This is a genomic window from Catellatospora sp. IY07-71, from assembly GCF_018326265.1.
Classification (GTDB): Bacteria; Actinomycetota; Actinomycetes; order Mycobacteriales; family Micromonosporaceae; genus Catellatospora.
Genome location: NZ_AP023360.1, coordinates 7,385,431 through 7,402,502, shown reverse-complemented (window position 1 = coordinate 7,402,502; position 17,072 = coordinate 7,385,431). Strand labels below are relative to the sequence as shown.

The following is a 17,072-nucleotide window of genomic DNA, read 5'->3' as shown; positions in this document are numbered from 1 at the left end:
GCGTAGATACGTTGGGCGGGCGCGTCAACGGGCGGTGAAGGTGAACTCGCCGTACTCGGCGGCGCGGGTGAAGCCGAGACGGGCGTAGAGGGCGAGCGCGGCGGCGTTGTCGGCCTTCACGTTCAGCGTCACGTGGTCGACGGTGTCCAGCAGGCGGCGGCACAGCGCCGCCACCGCGCCCCGGGCCAGGCCCTGCCCGCGCGCGTCCGGGTGCGTCGTCACGTTGCCCAGCGCCGCCACCCGGTACTTCGGCGACCACACGTGCACCCCGGCCACGGCCAGCAGCGCGCCGTCGCGGCGTACGCCCACGTACTGCCCGGTCTCCAGCATCCGCGCGTCGAACCAGTTCCCCGGGTAGGCGACCTCGTACAGGGCCAGCACCTCGGCGAGGTCGGCCGGGCCGAGCACCTCGCCCAGCGGCTCGGCGGCCGTCAGTGCGGCGTGGTCGGACAGGGCCAGCTTCAGGTGCGGGCCGCCCGGCGCCGCGTCGAAGCCGTCCGCGAAGACCCGCTCCGCACCGGCCGACAGGTGGGCGTAGAAGCGCCGGGGCAGCAGCGGCGCGAGCGCGGCCAGCAGCGCGTGCGAGGACCCCGGGCGGCGGTCGAAGGCCAGCAGGACGGGCATCCCGCCGCCGTGGTAGACCAGCGCCACCGCGTCGTCCAGGCGATACCAGCAGGTGTACGGCCAGAAGAAGTCGTCGAGGTCGCCGAGCTGGTACGCGTGCAGCGCGGGATCGCCGCCCAGCAGCCCGGCCAGCTCGTCCCGGTCGTGGACGCTGAGCAACGGCATACCCCCGATGATCACATGCGCGGGGCCCGCGGCCCCTCCCGGGTGGACACTGGAACGGTGATCGTCGTCGGCACCTCCGGCTGGCAGTACGCCGACTGGCGCGGCCGCTTCTACCCCAAGGGCCTGCCGCAGCGGCTCTGGCTGCGCCACTACACGGAGCATTTCGACACGGTCGAGGTCAACAGCGTCTTCTACCGCCTGCCGCCGCGCGAGACCTTCGAAGGCTGGCGTACGCAACTGCCCGAGGGCTTCCTGATGGCGGTCAAGATGAGCCGCTACCTGACCCACATCAAGCGCCTGCGCGACCCGGAGGAGCCCGTCGCGCGCTTCCTCGGCGTCGCCGGAGCCCTCGGCCCCCACCTCGGCCCCGTCCTGCTCCAGCTCCCGCCGACGCTGCGGGCCGACTCGACGGCCCTGGACGCCGCCCTGCGCTGCTTTCCGCGCGACGTACGCGTGGCCGTCGAACCCCGCCACCGCTCCTGGTGGACCGACGAGACCCGCGCCGTCCTGCAATCCCATTCCGCCGCCCTGTGCTGGGCCGACCGCCTGGGCCGCCCCGTCACCCCGCTGTGGCGCACCGCCCCCTTCGGCTACCTCCGCCTCCACGAGGGCCGCGCCACCCCCCGCCCCCGCTACGGCCCCACCGCGCTCCACACCTGGCTGACCCGCCTCACCGACACCTTCCCCGCCTCGTCGCCGGTGTACGTCTACTTCAACAACGACCCCCACGGCGCCGCCGTCCACAACGCCGCCTGGCTGAAAGGAAGGGCACCTTCTTAACGCTTTCCGTAGAGGAAGGGCACCTTCTTAACGCCTGCCGGAGTGGCGTCTTCACCGCGGGTCGCGCGAGCCGAGGGCGTCCCCGAAACCGAGCCGCCGCCCCTGACGGCGGGCGTCAGGGGCGGCGCGGCAGGTGTGCGGGTCAGGACTTGGCGCTGCTCAGCGCGAGCGGGTCGGCCGGGGCCTTGCTCTTGGCGGCCTCCATCTTGGCGCCCAGCTCCTTGAGGTCACTCCGGCTCATCGCCTTGCGGACCTCGGGGAACCACTCCTTCTCCTCCTCCTCGACGTGGTGGCGGACGTTCTCCATCAGCACCATCATCTTGGCGTCGAAGCGCTCGTCACGCGGGTCGGTGCTCATCAGCTCCGAGAGCATCCACGCCACCACGTGGTGCTCCTCGACGCTCTCCAGCACGTGCTCGCCGGTCTCCGGGGCGGCCTTGCGGGCCGTCGGGTAGAACAGCGTCTCCTCGATGTACGCGTGCGTGGTGAGTTCCTTGATCACCTCGTCGACGATCTGGCGCTTCTTGGCGTACGCGGAGTCGCCGGCCTTCTCGAACTGCTTGAACAGCTTCTCGACGACCTTGTGGTCGTCCTTGAGCATGGCGATCGCGTCCTGGCCGGTGGCCGTCGCGGGCATCGACTTCTTGCCCGTGGGCTTCTTGGCGGTCGCAGTCGCGGTCGCGGTCTTGGTCGCGCTCTTCGACGCGGCGGAGGCCGTGGTCTTCGTCGCCTTGACGGCCTTCGTGGCCTTCTTGGCGGCGGTGGTGGACTTGCGCTGGCGGGTGGTGCCGCCGGCTGCGGTCTGGGTCATCTTTCCTCCCAAGGTGGATCACGTCACGAGACGACATCTACCCGAAAGGGCGCGGCGATACTCCTGTATTGCCCAGATCCGGCCGCAACTGCCGTAGCGCCCTGCGCCGCCCGCGGTGCCCCCGACCGACCGGCCGGCGTTCCGAATGGACATCCGCCGGGTCGCCGACCGGCAGAGGTTAAGAAGGTGCCCTTCCTCTACGGAAAGCGTTAAGAGGGTGCCCTTCCTTGCTTGAGGGTGGCGAGGTCGATGGTGCGGTTGAGGTCGGCGGTGGTGAGGAGACCGACCAGGATGCCCTGGTCGAGGACGAGGGCGGGAAGGCGGGAGGCGGTGACGCGGCGGGCGGCGTCCTCCAGGGGCGTGTCGGGGGTGAGGACGGCGAGGCGGTCGAGGGGGATGCGGAGGTCGCGCAGGGTGGTGTCGGGGCGGCGGGCCTCGGGGACGCGGGCCATGGCGAAGAGCGTGACCAGGCCGCAGGGGCGGCCGTCGGGGTCGAGGACCGGGTACGCGTCGGCCGGCCGGACCGCGGCGGTCTCGGCGAAGTCGAGCAGGTGCTGGGTGACGTAGCCGCTGACCAGTGGCGGGGTCATCGCGTCGCGGACGGCGAGCCCGCCCAGCGCGCTGCGCAGCCGCGCGTCTGCCTGCTCGGCCTGGCCCGCGAAGAACAGGAACCAGCCGAGCAGGATCAGCCACAGGCCGCCGAGGTCGGCGGTCCAGAAGATCTGCATGGTGCCGACGGCGATCAGCAGGATGCTGACGCCCAGCCCGACGCGGGCGGCGGTGCGGGCGGCGAAGGCGCGGTCGCCGCGCCACCACCACAGGGCGGCGCGCAGCACCCGGCCGCCGTCCAGGGGCGCGCCGGGCAGCAGGTTGAACACCGCGAGCACCGCGTTGACCAGGGCGAGCCAGCCCAGCGCGACCCAGGCGAGCGGGGCCATCCCGGTGAGGTAGACGCCGCCCGCGGCGGCGCCGAAGACGGCGGCGGCACCGAGGCTGGCCAGCGGCCCGGCGATGGCGACGAGCAGGTCGGCGCGGGCGTGCGGCGGCTCGGCCTCCAGCTCCGCGACGCCGCCGAGCAGCCACAGGGTGATCCGGCGGACGGGCACGCCGTAGTGGCGGGCGACGACGGCGTGGCTGAGCTCGTGGGCGAGCAGGGAGATCAGGAACAGCACGGTGACGGCGACGGCGACGGTCCAGTACGCCAGAGCCGAGCGGCCGGGCGCGCCCGCGGGCAGCACGGCGGTCGCCAGCCCCTGGCCCAGCAGCAGCATGATCAGGAGCACTGACCAGTGCACGCCGACCGGGATGCCGGCGATGTTGCCCAGCCTCAGCGTCGGCCGCATCCCGCCTCCTCGCCCACCCCATCATCCCTCGCGGGGCTCCCTGGCAGGGATCTTGTGTACGCAAGATCGACGCGGCGGTGCGCGCGGAGGAGAATGGGGGCGTGAAGGTCGTGCTGGCGGGGGACACGATGCTGGGGCGTTGTGTCGCCGAGCGGCTGACGATCGGGCACGCGGCGTACGAGGAGATCGTCACGGGGGCGGTTCGGGAGATCACCGCGGGGGCGGATCTGTGCGTGGTGAATCTGGAGTGCTGCATCTCCGACCGGGGGGAGCCGTGGCCCGCGCCGGGTAAGCCGTTCTTCTTCCGGGCGCCGCCGCGGGCGGCGGGGCTGCTGGCGTGGCTGGGCGTGGACTGCGTGACGCTGGCGAACAACCATGCGCTGGACTTCGGGGTCGAGGCGCTCGGCGACACGCTGGAGCATCTGGAACGCGCCGGGATCGCCGTGGTGGGGGCCGGGCCGGATCTGGCGCGAGCGCGGGCGTGGCGCCTGCTGGAGGCCGGCGGCCTGCGGGTCGGGGTGCTCGGGGTGACCGACCATCCGGCGGACTTCGCGGCCACCGAGCTGGGGCCGGGGGTGGCGTACGCGGACCTGCGCGACGGCGTCCCGGGGTGGCTGTCCGAGCTGGTCGCCGAGATGGCGGCGCAGGTCGACCTGGCGCTGGTGACGCCGCACTGGGGGCCGAACCTGACGCCCGGCCCGGTGCCGCACGTGCGGGAGGCGGCCACGCAGCTGCTCGCGGCCGGTGCGACGCTGGTCGCGGGGCACTCCGCGCACGTGTTCCACGGCGTGCAGGGTCCGGTGCTGTACGACATGGGCGACTTCGTGGACGACTACGCGGTGGACCCGCGGCTGCGCAACGACCTCGGGCTGCTGTTCGAGGTGACCGTGGACGCGCAGGGGCCGGTGTCGGCCGAGGCCGTGCCGCTGGCGCTGGACTTCACCCGCACCCGCCCGGCCGTGCCGCACGAGGCGGAGTGGGTCGGCTGGCGGTTCGGCAAGGCCTGCGCCGAGTTCGGCACCCAGGTAACCGTCACCGAGCAGGGCCGCCTGCAGGTGCCGCTGCGCTGAGGAGCACGGCCAGGTTTACGGGACCGGTCTCGTGGACACCTCACTGCCAGTGAGCCACCCTTACCGACCTCATTGGAGTCATGATGTTCGCGATCATCGCGGCGATCTGCTTCGGCTTCGCGCTGCTGCTGGACCTGCTCGGCGAGGGTCTGGAGCCGCTGTTCACCCCCGGCACGCTGACCATCACGGGTCTGCTGTTCGTCGCCCTGCACCTGGCCGGTTTCGCGACCGCGGTGCGCGGGCGCAACTGGCGCAGGCGGTAACGAGAACCCCCGCCTGCGCCGGTCAGGGGCGCAGGCGGGCCCGCACGACGAGTTCGTGCAGGGCGTCGGCGGCGGCCGGCTGCTGGGGCAGCCCGGTCGCCGCCTTCGCGTCCGTCAGCTCCGCCCGTAGCCGGACCACGTCCGCCATGATCGCGTCAGGGGTGGGCAGGCCGGGGTCCACGCCGAGCGGGCGGTGCTCGCCCTGGCGCTTGGCGGCGATCAGGTCCGGCACGTACGGCAGCCGCGCGTCCTGCCACAGCAGGTTCAGGTCGGCCTGGACCTGTCCGGTGCGCATCAGGTGCAGCCCGGTGGCCAGCGTCCGCAGCAGGTAGAGGGCGGGCTTGAGCTCGCCGGTCTTCGCGAACAGCTTCTCCGAGGAGATGGAGAAGCCCAGGTAGTGGGCGCCGTAGCCGTCGGTGAGACAGCCGGGCACCAGCGACAGCAGCTCCTCGTGCAGCGGGGAGGTGCGTACCACCAGCGGCGAGGTCACCTGCTCCAGCACGTCGCCGCTGCGGCCCAGCAGCAGCCGGGCGCACTTGGCCAGGTCGTGGGTGACCAGGTCCAGCTCGACGCCGTCCCGGTCGCCGATGTGGTTGATCGTCTCCGGGCCGTGCCGCAGCCCGGCGACCTCGCTGATCGGCAGCACGTGCGCGGCGCGCAGGTCCACATCGGAGTCGACCGAGGCGAACCCGTACAGGTGCGCCCCGCTGATCGTGGCGAAGACCATCGGGTACGGCTGCTCGTCGGCGACCTGCCCGGCCCAGTCGGGGACCGTGATCGTCACCGGACGCCCAGGGCGTGGATCTGGCCCGCGCGGGTGCCGACGTAGATGCGGCCCTTCCACACGGCCGGGGTCGACTCGATGCACAGCCCCGGCTTGATCTTCCACAGCGGCTTCGGCGCGGCCGAGGTGTCGGCGACGTCGAACGCGTGCAGGTAGCCCCGGCTGCAGTCACCGATGATGAGCACGTCGTCGACGATGACGGGCGAGCCGTGGCCCAGGCCGGCCAGCCGGTGCCGCCAGCGCACCTCGCCGCTCATCCGGTCGATCCCGACCAGCTCGCCGAGGTGCGTACCGTAGATCACGATGTCCTTGTGCAGCGCGACGGTGCTGTAGATGCCCGCGGGCTTGGCCGCGTGGTCGTCGACCTTCCACACCACCGGGTCGTCGGGCTTGCTCGGGTCCAGCTTCATCATCTGGCCCATCGCCTTGGACCGGGCGTTGCCCTTCTCGTACTGCGAGCCGACGTAGAGCATGCCCTGCTCGTCGGAGACGATCGAGCCGTCGGTGTCGTCGCCGGTCCAGAAGCGCAGCACCCGCTTGGGCTTCTTCCCCTCCTTCAGCCCGCTGATGTCCCAGCCCTGCACCAGCCCGGCCGAGTTGGCGAAGTAGATGGTGTTGCCGGTGACGTTCACCGAGTTCTCGATCGACACGGTCTGGTGCCCGGCGTCCTTGAGCAGCTGCGCGTCCCAGCCGGGGGTGTGCCACACCAGCTCCGGCTTGACCGTGACCTTGCCCTGGCCGTCGTACTTCCGGTTGAGCTTGAGCACGTGGAACTGGCTGTTCTCGCCGCCCTCGAACACGTAGTCGTCGATGACGATGGGCGAGCTGTCCCAGTCGTTGTTCCACATCGTCGGCTTGACCGCGTACGCGTCGAGCTTGAACAGCTCCTTTGGCTTGTCGCGGTCCATCGCGATGATGCGGAAGAAGTTGTCCCGCGAGCCGGTGTAGAGCAGCGGGAAGCCGTCCGGGTCGACGGTCACCGAACCCTTGATGATGTCGCCGGTGGGGAAGTCGGGCAGGATGCGCTCGCCGGTCTCGGCGTCCAGGAAGTGCACGTTGCCGTCGTACGCGCCGAACACCAGCCAGGTGCGCCCGTCACGCTCGAACACGGCGGGCTGCCCGGTCCAGCCCATGCCGCACCACAGCCGCACGCCGGTCTCGTCCTTCGAGTTGCGGCACATCTGCCCCGACTTCGGGAACTTCCACAGCTCCTCGGGCTGCTCCTTCGGCATCGGCCCGGTGCCGTAGAAGCTGCGCGTCGGGTTGCCGCGGAAGGTGAGCAGGCCCTGCACCTTGTCGCCCCACGGCTTGCCCGAGTTCGCCGGGTCGTGCCAGCCGGTGAACTCGGCCGGTTTCGGCTCCGGGACGCCGCCCGACGGGGCCGCCGCCGACGGCGGCACGAACGAGGGCTCCGGCGCGGCCGAGTCGCACGCGGCGACGGCGAGCGCGAACAGGGCGGCGGTGAGCACGGCGAGGGGTCGTTTCACGCCGGTCAGTATCCGTGACGACCGTCCACCGTCGTAAGATCACCCGACTGTCGGGAGGCGGTCACCGAACGGGTGAGCCCAGCCCTTCCTCGCGTACGCCGACCAGGAACGCGTCCACCGCGATCCGGTCCGGCTCGGCAGGCAGCACGCTGTCCCGCGCCGCCGCGTCCAGTTCCGCCGAGCGCCGCTCGGCCTGCGCCGACACCTCGGCGAACGGCACCTCGCCGCGCTTGACCGATAGCAGCAGGTCGCGCTCGTCGGACACGTCGACCAGCACCTCGCCCGTGCTCAGCACGTGCGCCCCGGCCCGCAGCAGCCGCAGCATGTGCATCGCCTGCTTCCAGCGCACCTCGCCGGTGCGCTCCCGGTGCGACCGCAGCTTCGCGAACTGGTCCGCGGCGTACCGGCCGTAGGTCTCGGCGGCCCGCTGTGACAGGAACGCGCCGCGCACCGCGAGCAGCCGCTCGCCGGTCGGGGTGAGCTTCTCGATCAGCGGCGACCAGAGGCACTCCAGCACCGTCGGGTTGGCGGTGAGCGCCAGCGTGCACAGCCGCTCCACCTCCCACGAGAACTGCTCCTCGGCCGGGCCGTCGACGTGCGTCGGCGGCTTGTCCAGGCTCCAGAACAGCCTCGTGGGCGCGGCGAACACGCCGCGGCGGTCGGTGTCGGAGGCGGGGCCGGACAGGCCGTACGCCCGCGAGCCCACCACCACCGACAGGATGGTGTGCTCCAGGACGAGCCGGTGCTGCTCCTCGATCACTAGACGACGATCTCGGCCTCGGTCGCGAACTGGTCGATCTCGGTCAGCTCGGCGTCCGTGAAGTGCAGGTTGCCCAGCGCCGCGATGTTGTCCTCCAGCTGCTTGACGCTGGACGCGCCGATGACCAGGCTGGTCATCCGCTCGTCGCGCAGCGCCCAGGCCAGCGCGAGCTGCGCGAGCGACTGCCCGCGCCGCTTGGCGATGTCGTTGAGGCCCTCGACCTTGACCCGGTTGCTCGGGGTCAGCGCGTCCTCGCTGAGGAAGCGGCTGGTGCGGATACGCGAGTCGTCCGGCACGCCGTTGAGGTAGCGGTCGGTGAGCAGGCCCTGCGCCAGCGGCGAGAACGCGATGCAGCCCGCGCCGACCTCCTCCAGGGTGTCCAGCAGCGCGTCCCGCTCGGTCCAGCGGTTGATCATCGAGTACGACGGCTGGTGGATCAGCAGCGGCGTGCCCAGGTCCTTCAGGATCGCCGCGGCCTGCTGCGTCTGGGTCGAGGTGTACGAGGAGATGCCGACGTACAGCGCCTTGCCCGCGCGTACGGCCGCGTCCAGCGCGCCCATCGTCTCCTCGAGCGGGGTGTCCGGGTCGAAGCGGTGCGAGTAGAAGACGTCGACGTAGTCCAGGCCCATCCGCTGGAGCGACTGGTCCAGCGACGCGGTCAGGTACTTGCGCGAGCCCCACTCGCCGTACGGGCCGGGCCACATGTCGTAGCCGGCCTTCGTCGCGATGACCAGCTCGTCCCGGTACGGCTTCAGGTCCGTGGCGAGCATCCGGCCGAAGTTCTCCTCGGCCGCGCCCGGCGGCGGGCCGTAGTTGTTGGCCAGGTCGAAGTGGGTCACGCCGAGGTCGAACGCGCGCCGCACGATCTCGCGCTGACGGTCGGCGGGACGCTCGTGGCCGAAGTTGTGCCACAGGCCGAGCGAGATCGCCGGCAGCTTCAGCCCGCTGCGCCCGGTCCGGCGGTAGATCATGTCGTCGTATCGCTTCGGCTCTGCCACGTACGTCATGACGATCAGCCTAGTGCTGGCGTATCCAGCGAAAGGAAGGGCACCTTTGTCGGCTCGCGAAGCGAGACGAGCAGCAGCTCGGCTCGTTTTCCGTAATAGAAGGTGCCCTTCTTGACCTGCGCAGGGGATCGGGCCGAGGCGGTGACAGGCTAGGCTGCGCGGACATGTCACTCGAGCGGCTGCTGCGGCTTGCGCCTGCCCCACCGGCACGGATCGACGTTCCGAACCCGGACGACTTCGCGGCCTGTGAGGCCGAACTGCGCCTCACGCTGCCTGCCGACTTCAAGGAGCTGCTGTCGGCGTACGGCGCGGGCCGGTTCCTCGACTACCTCTTCGCCTACCCGCTCACCGGGTACGACATGAACATGCTGCGCAACAAGGCGCTGCTGGCGGGTCATCAGGAGGCCCGGGAGAGGTTTCCCGACTGGTACCCCTGGCCCCTCTATCCGGAGCCGGGCGGTCTGCTGCTGTGGGGCGGCACGTACGACGGCCACTCCCTGTGCTGGCTGACAGCCGGTGACCCGGACACGTGGCCGGTCATCGTCTGGCAGCAACGCGACGGCGGCCACGAGCGCTTCGACGGCGGCGCCGTGGAGCTGCTGACCCGGTGGCTGGCACACGAGCTGCCGAACAAGGTGCTGCCCGAGCCGCCGCGTCTCGACGCGTGGTTCGAGCCCATGCGCCCGCTCCGGGAGGTCTACGTGTATCTCGACGGCGGTGAGGGCGGCTTCGGCGAGCGCGCGCGGAGCCTGCGCCGTCTGCTCGGTCCGACCACCGATCGTGGCGAGAACCACGGTCAGGGAGATCACGAGGTGCATTTCGCCACGGCGGGCGGCTGGCGTGTCACGTATCGGCAGTGGCAGAGCGGCCGGCTGATCCGGGTCGCCTTCCCCGCCCACGAGGAGCAGGCGGCCCGGGCGGCAGTGCTGCGCGTGATCCCCCTGCTCGGCCACACGTTGAGGCACGCGCAGACGCAGCGAGGCAGGCGCGTCTGGGCCGACTGATCCGGCTGCGCTGGGCATGATCCAACCCGGTGACTCCAGGCGCGCCACCCTCTACGATCGCATCGCCGGTGGTGAGGGAGAGGCGGGTTCGGTATGGGGTTGCGGTCGTTCGAGGCGGCGGACGCGGCGATCGTCGCGGGATGGGCGGGGACGGCCGACGAGTGCCGCCGCTGGTGCTCCCACGACGAGGTGACCGCCGAGACCGTGACCGGCTGGGCCGCCGAGCCCGACGTCGCGGCATACCTCCTGGAAGAGGACGGTGAGCCGGTCGGCTACGGCGAGCTGTGGGTCGACGATGAGGAGGGCGAGGTCGAGCTGGCCCGCCTGATCGTGGCTCCCACCCACCGCGGCCGCGGCCTGGGCGGCAGCCTGGTGTCCGAGCTGACCGGGCGGGCCCGGGACCACCACCCGGCGGTGTTCATGCGGGTGCACCCGGACAACACCGCCGCGCTGCGCTGCTACGCCGGCGCGGGCTACGAACACGTGCCGCAGGAGCAGGCCGACCACTGGAACAGCATCCAGCCGGTGCCGTACGTGTGGCTGCGCGCCCCGCAGGGGTGACCGCGCGAGTTCTTTAGATCACGCAGGGGTGCCGCGGGGGACGGGGTGCGTGGCAGACTGACGCCGACGTGCTCCGGGGTCGGTGCAATTCCGAACCGGCGGTGACAGTCCGCGACCCGACCGCAGCCGGCGGCCGGTGGACCCGGTGAAACTCCGGGACCGACGGTGAAAGTCCGGATGGGAGGCAGCACGCGGCGACCGCACCGGTCGCGCCTGCGCGGTGGACGCCGCACGGGCGCGGGCGTACGCGGGTGTGCCGGGCCCTGCCCGCGCCCCCGACGCACGGCTGACCGGCGGTGCGATCGTGCGCGCCCGCGCGACCAGGTTTCCCCGGGGACCCGACCGGATCCGACCGGAGGCCCCGTGAACATCCTCGAACAGCTCTTCTCCGCCCAGCTGACGGTCTTCGACCAGCACATCCTGTGGCGCGAGATCATCGGCAACGGGTTCGGCTTCGCCTCGGCGATCGGCGGCCTGCGCCGCCGCGTCTGGGCCTGGCCGGCCGGCATCATCGGCAATCTCCTGCTGTTCACCGTCTTCTTCGGGGTAGCGTTCGCCAACCCGCAGCACACGACCCTGTTCGGCCAGGCCGGGCGGCAGGTCTTCTTCATCGTGACCAGCGTGTACGGCTGGTGGCGGTGGCAGCAGGCCCGTCGCGAGCTGGCGCCGGGCGCCCCGGCGATCACGCCGCGCTGGGCGAGCGCCCGGGAGCGCCTGGGTTACCTGGCGGTGTGGGCGCTCGGCGTGGTCGCCGTGCAGCAGGTGTTCTTCTGGTTCGGGGCGGGCTGGCCCGCTCCCCGCTGGTACTACTGGTGCGACGCGTGGATCTTCGTCGGCTCGGTGGTGGCCACGTACGCGATGGCGCGCGGCTGGCACGACTTCTGGCTCGCCTGGCTGGCGGTCGACGCGGTGGGCGTGCCGCTGCTGATCAAGTCGCACTTCTACCCGTCGGCGGTGCTCTACCTCGTCTACGGCGGCCTGGTCCTCTACGGCTTCACCGTCTGGCTGCGCTCGGCCGACCGCCCGGCGCCCCGCCGCACCCCGCTGGAGCGGCCGGCCACCGCCTGACCACCCCACCGGGGCCAGCGCTCCGCCAAGATCGCCGTCTCATGTCGAAAGGTGCGGTCTCACCACAGCTTCCGACACGAGACGGCGATCTTCACCCGCGGTGGCCGGACGCGGGCGCTACCCGGTCAGCGAGTCGGCGGCGGGAGCCTTAGCGCGCTTGCGCTGGTGGCTCCTCGACCAAGACGGCGACCGGCCCGACGCGAAGCACGCCGTCGTCGAGAGGCGTGCAACGGATGCCGCCTCGTCCGCGCAGCGCGCGCCAGGCGCCGGGGGCGATCATGGCATCCATCCACGCGCACGGGTTGGCGGGTCGCTGCACCTTGAGCCGCACCGGCCCGTCGCCGCTGTCGAGCACCAGCACCGACCCGACCAGGGCGTCCACGTCGACGCCGGAGGTCAGGATGTTGCGCCGTACCTGCGTCAGGTCGGCACCGTCGGGCAGCGACTCCGACGCGATCACCGTGATGCTCGCGTCGCGGTGGGCGGGTTTGGCGAAGTACCGGTCGCCGACGATGCCCAGCCCGGCCCGGATGTGCACCACCTGGACCAGCTCGCCCGGCGGGGCCGGATCGGGCCCGTCGGCCGGGCGGCCCTGGAACCGGCGTACGGGCGAGGCCAGCAACTGCACGATCTGCGGCACGGCACCGATTCTACGGAGCCCGGCGGCCTACCATTCACGGATGGATGATCTTGGCAACCGGGTGCCGATGGACCTCGCCGCATACGTGCGCAGGTCCCGCTCCGGGAAGTGCTTCGTCTGCGCCACCCTGGCCGGTGAGCCGGACTACGAGCACGAGCTGCTCTACGACGACGGCGTGCACGCGGCCTTCCTGAGCCGCTATCCGACCCTGGCCGGATACACGCTGGTCGTGCCGCGCCGCCATGTCGAGGACGTGGTCCGCGGCCTCACCGCGGAGGAATACCTGGCGTTGCAGGCGGTGGTGCATCGGGTGGCGCGGGCGGTGGCCGAGGTGACCCGGCCGGAGCGCACGTACCTGCTGTCGCTGGGCAGCATGCAGGGCAACGCCCATGTGCACTGGCACGTCGCCCCGCTGCCGCCGGGGGTGCCCTACGAGCGGCAGCAGTATCACGCGCTCATGGCCGAGCACGGCATCCTCGACCAGACCCCGGCGCAGGCGGCGGAGCTGGCCGGGCGCATCCGGGCCGCGCTGGCGGCTTGACCTCAAGTCAGGTTGAGGTCATAGCGTCGGCGGCAACCGACGCGACCAGGAGTGACCATGCGTGCCATCCGCCAGTACGAGTTCGGCCCGGCCGAGAACCTGCGTTACGAGGAGGTCCCCGACCCGGTCCCGGGCGAGGGCCAGGTGCTGATCGAGGTCGAGGCCGCGGGCGTGCACCTCATCGACACGGCGATCCGCGGTGGCGGCGCCGTGCCGTTCCCGCTGCCGCAGCTGCCGATGACCCCGGGCCGCGAGGTCGCCGGCCGGGTCGCGGCCACCGGGCCGGGCGCCGACCCGTCGTGGCTGGGCCGCCGCGTCGTCGCCCATCTGGGCATGACCAGCGGTGGGTACGCCGAGCGCGCCGTCACCGCGCAGACCGCCCTGCACGAGATCCCGGAGCGGCTCAGCGCCGCCGCGGCCGTGGCCATGATCGGCACCGGCCGCACCGCGGTCGGCGTGCTGCGCCTGGCGAAGCTTCAGGAGGGCGACGCGGTGCTGGTCACCGGTGCGGCGGGGGGCCTCGGCACGCTGTTCGTGCAGGCGGCGCAGCGCGCCGGGGCGCTGGTCGTGGGCGCGGCGGGCGGTCCGGACAAGGTGGCCCGCGTGCAGCGCAACGGCGCCGACATCGCCGTCGACTACCGCGCGCCCGGCTGGGCGGACAAGGTGCGCGCCGAGCTGGGCGACCGGACCTGACCGTGGTCCTCGACGGCGTCGGCGGCGCCGAGGGCCGTGCCGCGCTGGAGCTGCTCGCTCCGGCCGGCCGCTTCCTGATCTTCGGCTGGTCCGCGGGCAGCGCGACGGAGATCACTACCCAGGACCTCTACGCCCGTGGCATCACCGCCTCCTCGGCCCTCGGCCCCGCGATGCTCAAGGTCGTGGGCGGCCTGCGCCCGCTGGAGGAGCAGGCCCTGCGCGAGGCGGCCGAGGGCTGGTTCACCCCCGCCCTCACCGAGTTCCCGCTCGCCCACGCCGCCCACGCCCACACCGCCCTCCAGTCCCGCGCCACCATCGGCAAGGTCGTCCTCCTCCCATGATCGTCCGACTTGCCAGGCAGGCGGGCGTATCTTGCGGCCGCATACCCCGGTGTGCCTGGCAAGTCGGGGGATCTTGAGCTGGGGAGATCGACACGGGTGGTGGGGAGTGGCATAGGTTACGGTGCGGAAATACGAGGGCTGGTAGCGTTGGCGGTGCCGGCACACCCGTGTGGGAGAGACCGCGTGCAGCGGCGCCGAAGGGGCAATTCCTCCCCGGAACCTCTCAGGCACCCGGACCACAACGGGCATGGCGACTCTGGAGCGACGCCGCGACAGAGGGGGAGGACTTAACACGTCCTCGACCCCGGAGTCTCACATGAGCGCTTTCGTCGAACGTCACATCGGCCCCGGTCCCGACCAGACCGAGAAAATGCTCAACGCCATCGGCTACTCCTCGGTCGAGGAGCTGATGGACGCCGCCATCCCCGAGGTGATCCGCTGGCACGGGGCGCTGGACCTGCCCGCCGCCGCGACCGAGGCCGAGACCCTCGCCGAGCTGCGCGCCTTCGCCGCCCGCAACACGGTCGCGACCTCGATGATCGGCCTGGGCTACTACGGCACGCACACCCCCGGCGTGATCAAGCGCAACGTGCTGGAGAGCCCGGCGTGGTACACGGCCTACACGCCGTACCAGCCGGAGATCAGCCAGGGGCGGCTGGAGGCGCTGCTCAACTTCCAGACCGTGGTCACCGACCTGACCGGGCTGGCCACCGCCAACGCCTCGATGCTGGACGAGGGCACCGCCGCCGCCGAGGCGATGACGCTGGCCCGCCGCTCGGCCAAGAGCAAGAGCAACGTCTTCGTGGTCGACGCGGACACCCTGCCGCAGACCATCGACGTGATCACCACCCGGGCCGAGCCGCTCGGCATCGAGGTGCGGGTGCTCGACCTCGACACCGAGGAGTTGCCCGCGGAGTTCTTCGGCCTGCAGCTGCAGTACCCGGGCGCCTCCGGTGCGCTGCGCGACCACGCGGCGCTGATCGAGACGGCGCACGCCCGCCAGGCCCTGGTGTCGGTGGCCGCCGACCTGCTGGCGCTGACCCTGGTCCGCGCGCCGGGCAGCATCGGCGCCGACATCGCCTGCGGCAGCGCCCAGCGCTTCGGTGTGCCGATGGGCTTCGGCGGCCCGCACGCCGGCTACCTGGCCGTACGCGCCGGACTGGAGCGTTCGCTGCCCGGCCGCCTGGTCGGCGTCTCCAAGGACGTCGACGGCACGAAGGCGTACCGGCTCGCGCTGCAGACTCGCGAGCAGCACATCCGCCGGGAGAAGGCGACCAGCAACATCTGCACCGCGCAGGTGCTGCTCGCCGTCATGGCGAGCATGTACGCCGTCTATCACGGCCCGGCGGGTCTGACGAAGATCGCGCGCCACGCGCACGACTGCGCCAGCCGTCTGGCGGTCAGCCTGCTCACCGGTGGTGTGGAGATCGCGCACACCGCGTTCTTCGACACCGTGACGGCGGTCGTGCCGGGCCGCGCGGAGACCGTGGTCGCCGCCGCCGAGCGCGACGGGATCAACCTGCGCCTGATCGACGCGGACCGGGTCGGCGTCTCGTGCGACGAGACCACCACCGTCGCGCACCTCAGGGCGGTCTGCGCCGCGTTCGGGGTGGAGCTGGCCGAGCCGCGCGAGGCGACGGCGATCCCGGCGCACCTGGTGCGCGACACCGAGTTCCTGACCCACGAGGTGTTCCGCAGCCACCACTCCGAGACGGCCATGCTGCGCTACCTGCGCCGGCTGTCCGACCTGGACTACGCGCTGGACCGGGGCATGATCCCGCTGGGCTCGTGCACCATGAAGCTGAACGCCACCACGGAGATGGAGGCGGTCACCTGGCCGGAGTTCGGCCAGCTGCACCCGTTCGCGCCGCGGCACCAGACGGCCGGCTACCGGGAGATGATCGGGCAGCTGGAGGCATGGCTGGCCGAGGTCACCGGCTACGACGCGGTCAGCGTGCAGCCCAACGCCGGTTCGCAGGGCGAGCTGGCGGGCCTGCTGGCGATCCGGGCGTACCACCGGGCCAACGGCGCGGCGCACCGCGACGTGTGCCTGATCCCGTCCAGCGCGCACGGCACCAACGCGGCCAGCGCCGTGATGGCCGGCATGCGCGTGGTCGTGGTGGCCTGCGACGAGTCCGGCAACGTGGACCTGGTCGACCTGGACCGGGCGATCGAGAAGCACCGCGACGACCTCGCCGCGATCATGGTCACCTACCCGTCGACGCACGGGGTGTACGAGACCGGCATCGCCTCGCTGTGCGCGAAGGTGCACGAGGCGGGCGGCCAGGTGTACGTGGACGGCGCGAACCTGAACGCGCTGGTCGGCTTCGCCAAGCCGGGCAAGTTCGGCGCGGACGTGTCGCACCTGAACCTGCACAAGACGTTCTGCATCCCGCACGGCGGCGGCGGCCCCGGCGTGGGCCCGGTGGCGGTGCGCGCGCACCTGGCGCCGTTCCTGCCCGGTTCGTCGGAGGTGTCGGCGATCAGCGCGGCCCCGCACGGCAGCGCGGGCATCCTGCCCATCCCGTGGGCGTACCTGCGCATGATGGGCCCGGAGGGCCTGGCGGCGGCGACCGGCACCGCGGTGCTGGCGGCCAACTACGTCGCGGCGCGGCTGCGCGAGCACTACCCGGTGCTGTACAGCGGCAACAAGGGCCTGGTCGCGCACGAGTGCATCCTCGACCTGCGGCCGATCACCAAGGCCACCGGCGTGACCGTGGACGACGTGGCCAAGCGCCTGATCGACTACGGCTTCCACGCGCCGACCATGTCGTTCCCGGTGGCGGGCACGCTGATGGTGGAGCCGACCGAGAGCGAGGACCTGGGCGAGCTGGACCGGTTCGTCAACGCGATGATCTCGATCCGCCGCGAGATCGACAAGGTGGCCGCGGGCGAGTGGCCGGCCGGGGACAACCCGCTGGTCAACGCGCCGCACACGGCGTCGATGGTGACCGGGGACTCCTGGGAGCACGCGTACCCGCGCTCGGTCGCGGCCTACCCGGGTCTGGCGGGCGCGTCGGAGCGCGCCGGGAAGTACTGGCCGCCGGTCCGGCGGATCGACGGGGCGTACGGCGACCGCAACCTGGTCTGCTCGTGCCCGCCGCCGGAGGCCTTCGCCTGAGGGGTCTGA

The 17,072-nt window shown here is 71.9% G+C and carries 18 protein-coding genes and 2 riboswitches; of the genes, 10 read left to right on the top strand and 8 right to left on the bottom strand.

All coding sequences use genetic code 11. The features are described from left to right. Positions 1–24 precede the first annotated feature (24 nt). A complete protein-coding gene (locus CS0771_RS33055; protein WP_244871176.1) occupies positions 25–789 on the bottom strand; it encodes a GNAT family N-acetyltransferase in 765 nt (254 codons plus the stop codon). Between the two features lie 57 nt (positions 790–846). Between CS0771_RS33055 and CS0771_RS33050 the strand changes: the two genes are divergently transcribed. Next, complete coding sequence (locus tag CS0771_RS33050; RefSeq protein ID WP_212844658.1) at positions 847–1,569, top strand: DUF72 domain-containing protein; 723 nt, start codon at positions 847–849, stop codon at positions 1,567–1,569. A gap of 142 nt (positions 1,570–1,711) precedes the next feature. On the opposite strand, the gene CS0771_RS33045 is transcribed toward CS0771_RS33050, so the two are convergent. Together CS0771_RS33045 and CS0771_RS33040 are read right to left on the bottom strand one after the other, a co-directional pair. Next, positions 1,712–2,380, bottom strand: coding sequence for a hemerythrin domain-containing protein (locus CS0771_RS33045; protein ID WP_244871175.1), 669 nt, complete (start codon positions 2,378–2,380; stop codon positions 1,712–1,714). Between the two features lie 209 nt (positions 2,381–2,589). Beyond that, positions 2,590–3,723, bottom strand: coding sequence for a site-2 protease family protein (locus tag CS0771_RS33040; RefSeq protein WP_212844657.1), 1,134 nt, complete (start codon positions 3,721–3,723; stop codon positions 2,590–2,592). Between the two features lie 101 nt (positions 3,724–3,824). Between CS0771_RS33040 and CS0771_RS33035 the strand changes: the two genes are divergently transcribed. After that, positions 3,825–4,793, top strand: a complete 969-nt coding sequence (locus CS0771_RS33035; RefSeq protein WP_212844656.1) for a CapA family protein — start codon at positions 3,825–3,827, stop codon at positions 4,791–4,793. 80 nt (positions 4,794–4,873) lie between these two features. Next, positions 4,874–5,056, top strand: coding sequence for a hypothetical protein (locus tag CS0771_RS33030; RefSeq protein ID WP_244871174.1), 183 nt, complete (start codon positions 4,874–4,876; stop codon positions 5,054–5,056). A gap of 22 nt (positions 5,057–5,078) precedes the next feature. On the opposite strand, the gene CS0771_RS33025 is transcribed toward CS0771_RS33030, so the two are convergent. From CS0771_RS33025 to mgrA, 4 genes are all read right to left on the bottom strand, one after another. Further along, positions 5,079–5,840, bottom strand: a complete 762-nt coding sequence (locus CS0771_RS33025) for a DNA polymerase beta superfamily protein (RefSeq protein WP_212844655.1) — start codon at positions 5,838–5,840, stop codon at positions 5,079–5,081. Continuing rightward, positions 5,837–7,327: a PQQ-binding-like beta-propeller repeat protein gene (locus tag CS0771_RS33020; RefSeq protein ID WP_212844654.1), complete on the bottom strand. Its 1,491-nt coding sequence runs from the start codon at positions 7,325–7,327 to the stop codon at positions 5,837–5,839. Before CS0771_RS33020 ends, CS0771_RS33025 begins: the two co-directional genes overlap by 4 nt. A 61-nt stretch (positions 7,328–7,388) precedes the next feature. Beyond that, positions 7,389–8,087 carry a DNA polymerase beta superfamily protein gene (locus CS0771_RS33015; protein WP_244871173.1) on the bottom strand — a complete coding sequence of 233 codons (699 nt, stop codon included), beginning with the start codon at positions 8,085–8,087 and terminating at the stop codon, positions 7,389–7,391. Continuing rightward, on the bottom strand, positions 8,087–9,094 hold the full coding sequence (gene mgrA / locus CS0771_RS33010; protein WP_212844653.1) for an L-glyceraldehyde 3-phosphate reductase: 1,008 nt from the start codon (positions 9,092–9,094) through the stop codon (positions 8,087–8,089). The genes CS0771_RS33015 and mgrA overlap by 1 nt, the downstream gene beginning before the upstream one ends. A 164-nt stretch (positions 9,095–9,258) precedes the next feature. On the opposite strand from mgrA, the gene CS0771_RS33005 reads away from it, so the two are divergent. The 3 genes from CS0771_RS33005 (at position 9,259) to CS0771_RS32995 (ending at position 11,727) form a co-directional block, all read left to right on the top strand. Next, on the top strand, positions 9,259–10,098 hold the full coding sequence (locus CS0771_RS33005; protein ID WP_212844652.1) for an SMI1/KNR4 family protein: 840 nt from the start codon (positions 9,259–9,261) through the stop codon (positions 10,096–10,098). Positions 10,099–10,191: 93 nt separating this feature from the next. Further along, positions 10,192–10,659, top strand: coding sequence for a GNAT family N-acetyltransferase (locus CS0771_RS33000; protein WP_212844651.1), 468 nt, complete (start codon positions 10,192–10,194; stop codon positions 10,657–10,659). A gap of 66 nt (positions 10,660–10,725) precedes the next feature. After that, positions 10,726–10,852, top strand: a riboswitch (FMN riboswitch). A gap of 170 nt (positions 10,853–11,022) precedes the next feature. Further along, positions 11,023–11,727: a nicotinamide mononucleotide transporter family protein gene (locus CS0771_RS32995; protein WP_244871172.1), complete on the top strand. Its 705-nt coding sequence runs from the start codon at positions 11,023–11,025 to the stop codon at positions 11,725–11,727. A 148-nt stretch (positions 11,728–11,875) separates the two neighbouring features. Here the strand turns inward: CS0771_RS32995 and CS0771_RS32990 are convergent, their stop codons facing one another. Beyond that, complete coding sequence (locus CS0771_RS32990) at positions 11,876–12,367, bottom strand: MOSC domain-containing protein (RefSeq protein WP_212844649.1); 492 nt, start codon at positions 12,365–12,367, stop codon at positions 11,876–11,878. 40 nt (positions 12,368–12,407) lie between these two features. Here CS0771_RS32990 and CS0771_RS32985 point away from each other — a divergent pair, with 40 nt between their 5' ends. The 4 genes from CS0771_RS32985 (at position 12,408) to gcvP (ending at position 17,063) form a co-directional block, all read left to right on the top strand. Next, positions 12,408–12,908 carry an HIT family protein gene (locus CS0771_RS32985; RefSeq protein WP_212844648.1) on the top strand — a complete coding sequence of 167 codons (501 nt, stop codon included), beginning with the start codon at positions 12,408–12,410 and terminating at the stop codon, positions 12,906–12,908. 57 nt (positions 12,909–12,965) lie between these two features. Then, the gene (locus CS0771_RS32980) at positions 12,966–13,601 is read left to right on the top strand and encodes an alcohol dehydrogenase catalytic domain-containing protein (protein WP_212844647.1); all 636 of its coding nucleotides are present in this window, start codon (positions 12,966–12,968) and stop codon (positions 13,599–13,601) included. Between the two features lie 2 nt (positions 13,602–13,603). Beyond that, entirely contained in the window at positions 13,604–13,942 is a 339-nt protein-coding gene (locus tag CS0771_RS32975) for a zinc-binding dehydrogenase (RefSeq protein WP_212844646.1), read from the top strand. Between the two features lie 160 nt (positions 13,943–14,102). Continuing rightward, a riboswitch (glycine riboswitch) is annotated at positions 14,103–14,191 on the top strand. A 67-nt stretch (positions 14,192–14,258) separates the two neighbouring features. Then, entirely contained in the window at positions 14,259–17,063 is a 2,805-nt protein-coding gene (gene gcvP / locus CS0771_RS32970) for an aminomethyl-transferring glycine dehydrogenase (RefSeq protein WP_212844645.1), read from the top strand. Positions 17,064–17,072: the final 9 nt, after the last annotated feature.

Bases quoted from the DNA above. Each gene is read 5' to 3' on its own strand.
- CS0771_RS33055 (WP_244871176.1), bottom strand. From the start codon at position 789: ATGCCGTTGCTCAGCGTCCACGACCGGGACGAGCTGGCCGGGCTGCTG.
- CS0771_RS33045 (WP_244871175.1), bottom strand. From the start codon at position 2,380: ATGACCCAGACCGCAGCCGGCGGCACCACCCGCCAGCGCAAGTCCACC.
- CS0771_RS33040 (WP_212844657.1), bottom strand. From the start codon at position 3,723: ATGCGGCCGACGCTGAGGCTGGGCAACATCGCCGGCATCCCGGTCGGC.
- CS0771_RS33030 (WP_244871174.1), top strand. From the start codon at position 4,874: ATGATGTTCGCGATCATCGCGGCGATCTGCTTCGGCTTCGCGCTGCTG.
- mgrA (WP_212844653.1), bottom strand. From the start codon at position 9,094: ATGACGTACGTGGCAGAGCCGAAGCGATACGACGACATGATCTACCGC.
- CS0771_RS33005 (WP_212844652.1), top strand. From the start codon at position 9,259: ATGTCACTCGAGCGGCTGCTGCGGCTTGCGCCTGCCCCACCGGCACGG.
- CS0771_RS33000 (WP_212844651.1), top strand. From the start codon at position 10,192: ATGGGGTTGCGGTCGTTCGAGGCGGCGGACGCGGCGATCGTCGCGGGA.
- CS0771_RS32985 (WP_212844648.1), top strand. From the start codon at position 12,408: ATGGATGATCTTGGCAACCGGGTGCCGATGGACCTCGCCGCATACGTG.
- CS0771_RS32980 (WP_212844647.1), top strand. From the start codon at position 12,966: ATGCGTGCCATCCGCCAGTACGAGTTCGGCCCGGCCGAGAACCTGCGT.
- gcvP (WP_212844645.1), top strand. From the start codon at position 14,259: ATGAGCGCTTTCGTCGAACGTCACATCGGCCCCGGTCCCGACCAGACC.